Source organism: Actinomycetota bacterium, from assembly GCA_035540895.1.
Taxonomy (GTDB): domain Bacteria; phylum Actinomycetota; class JAICYB01; order JAICYB01; family JAICYB01; genus DATLFR01.
Window position 1 is genome coordinate 1 of the sequence record DATLFR010000203.1, and the last position, 2,511, is coordinate 2,511.

General features: G+C 72.2%; 4 protein-coding genes. 1 reads left to right on the forward strand and 3 read right to left on the reverse strand.

Translation table 11 applies throughout. The annotated features are described in order from the left end of the window. On the forward strand, positions 1-686 hold a 686-nt coding region (galE, locus tag VM840_11420; GenBank protein ID HVL82185.1), incomplete at its 5' end, for a UDP-glucose 4-epimerase GalE. Here galE and VM840_11425 read toward each other — a convergent pair. The 3 genes from VM840_11425 to VM840_11435 all read right to left on the reverse strand — a co-directional run. Beyond that, positions 680-1,582 (reverse strand): NAD(P)-dependent oxidoreductase, encoded by a 903-nt coding sequence (locus VM840_11425; protein HVL82186.1) that lies wholly within the window; start codon positions 1,580-1,582, stop codon positions 680-682. The genes galE and VM840_11425 overlap by 7 nt on opposite strands. Positions 1,583-1,619: 37 nt before the next feature. Then, entirely contained in the window at positions 1,620-2,195 is a 576-nt protein-coding gene (locus VM840_11430) for a hypothetical protein (GenBank protein ID HVL82187.1), read from the reverse strand. 76 nt (positions 2,196-2,271) lie between these two features. Beyond that, positions 2,272-2,511, reverse strand: a 240-nt coding sequence (locus VM840_11435) for a hypothetical protein (protein ID HVL82188.1), incomplete at its 5' end; no start/stop codon positions are given.

Genomic DNA, 2,511 nt, shown 5'->3' on the forward strand with positions numbered 1-2,511 from the left:
TGGGGGCGGTGGGACTCCGACGGCTCGTCTTCTCGTCCTCGGCGACCGTGTACGGGGAGCCCGCCACGCTCCCCGTCCTCGAGGACGCCCCCCTCAGGGCCCTCAACCCCTACGGACGGACGAAGCTCGTCATCGAGGACATCCTCCGCGACCTGTGCACCTCGTCTCCCGGGTGGCACGTCGCGCTGCTGCGCTACTTCAACCCGGTGGGGGCCCACCCGTCCGGACGCATCGGAGAGGACCCGGCCGGGATCCCGAACAACCTGATGCCGTTCGTGATGCAGGTGGCGTCCGGACGGCTCCCGGAGCTCGCCGTGTTCGGCGACGACTACGACACCCCGGACGGGACGGCCGTCCGCGACTACATCCACGTGGTGGACCTCGCGCTCGGACATCTGGCCGCCCTCGACCGCCTCGACCAGCTCGAGGGATGCCACGCGATCAACCTCGGGACGGGGCGCGGCTACTCCGTCCTGGAGGTGGTGGCGGCGGCGTCGAAGGCGGTCGGTCGTCCGATCCCGTACCGGGTCGCGGCCCGGCGTGCGGGCGACGCGCCCGCCGTCTACGCCGATCCGTCCACGGCCGAGCGCGTCCTCGGGTGGAAGGCGGAGCGCGACCTCGACGAGATGTGCCGGGACCACTGGGGCTGGCAGCGGTCCAACCCGCAGGGGTACGCCGCTCAGTAGCCGAGCGAGACGTCCACCAGCCCGAGCAGCGGCTCGCCATCGCGGTCCCGACGGAGGTTCTCCCGGAGGCGCTCGGCGAGGAGCGGCAGCCCGATCTCCCAGTGGTTCGCGACGTGCGGGGTCACGAGCGCGTTCTCGAGTGACCAGAGCGGGTGGTCGTCGGGGAGCGGTTCCGGGTCGGTGACGTCGAGGGCGGCGCCGCCGATCGCCCCTTCGCGCAGGGCGGCCACGAGGTCGTCGGTGTGTACGTGACGTCCGCGCCCCAGGTTGATGAGCCAGGCGTCGGGCCGCATGCGCTCCATGAACGCCGCATCCACCGCCCGCTCGGTCTCCGGCGTGAGCGCCCACGCCACCACCACCCAGTCGGCGGTGCCTATCGCTCGGGGGAGGTCGCCCGGGCCGATGGTCACATCCACGCCCGGCATCGGCCGCAGGTGCTTGCGCACGACGGTCATCCTCACGCCGAGCGGAGCGAGCAGCCCGGTCAGCGCGCCGGTGATCCCGCCCCCGCCGAGCAGCAGCGCGTTCGTGCCGCTCAACGTGCGTCCCGGCTCGGGAGCCCAGCTCGAGCGCCGTGCGTACCGATGGATGCCGCGCGCGGCCGCCAGCATCAGGGCCAACCCGTGCTCGGCGACGACGGGTCCGTACACGCCCTTCGCGCAGACCCAGGTGAGCTCCGGACGCAGCACGTCCACGACCGACTCGATGCCGGCCAGTGGGAGCTGCACCCAACGCAGACGGGGGGCCCGGTCCAGCGCCTCGCTGAGCCTGCTGGCCCCACCGCCGAACCACACCAGGACCTCGGCATCCTCCAGCTCGACGAGGTCGGCCCCTGCTTCGCGGACGGCGTTCGTCAGCTCGGGGGGTTGCTTCGGCCCGACGGACACCTTCTGCACGTCCGGACCATACCGGCCGGACCGTGACCGCGTTGGGTCAGCCGACCTCGGCCGGCTTCGTCCGCCTCAGGTCACCTGGACCCAGGCCGACCTCGGAGGCCTCCCCGATGAGCTCGGTGATGATCGCTCGCGCGGAGGCGAGCGTCCGGTGGATCGCCTCCTCGGACCGGTCGGTCATCGCGAGGTCGAGCGAGATCTGGGCCACCGTGAGGCCCTGCACGATGTTGTCGTTGATCTCGAGGGCCTGCCGCTGCCTCTGCTTCATGTCCTCGAAGAGCTGCGCGTCTCTGACGGCGGACCGGTCGGACCTACGCTGGGCCCAGTAGCAGGCCCCCACGGCCGCGGTGACCACGTCCCAGACGGCCATGTCCCACCGCCAGGCCGAGCCCGGAGCGAGCCCGGCCTCCATCTGCGGCCCGACGGCGAGCAGCATCTGGACGGCGTGCTGGCCGTGATGGACGGCGCATGTCACCAAGAGCGCCGCGGTCGCCAGCGCCAGCGGGTTCGTCCGGACCTGCTTCGACCTGATGACGGGGAAGAGGATGACCACGGATGCCGCGAGGTAGGCGACCGCCACGATGCCGTTCGCGAGCACGCCTGCCTGCCAGCTCATGCGTCCTTCCCTCTCGGATCTCGCGCAGCCATCGTGGAGCATCTGTGGCCGCGCGACATCCGTGCTGAGCCCGGACCTATGGACCACCCCTGCGCGTGGTCCTGGACCCGACTCCCGCGAGCAGGACGGCCAGTCCCACCCAGGCGGGGGAGGGGTCGGGAGTAGGCGGCGTCGGGACCGGCCCCCTCGCCCGGGCCTGCACCGGGCGGGGGCGTGGAGCGCTGGTCGCGGCGAACGTCGCCGACAGCAGCGTGAGCCGGGAGGCCAGGTTGATAGCGACCAGCAGTCCGATGGTGGTCGCCGCCACCCCGTAGGC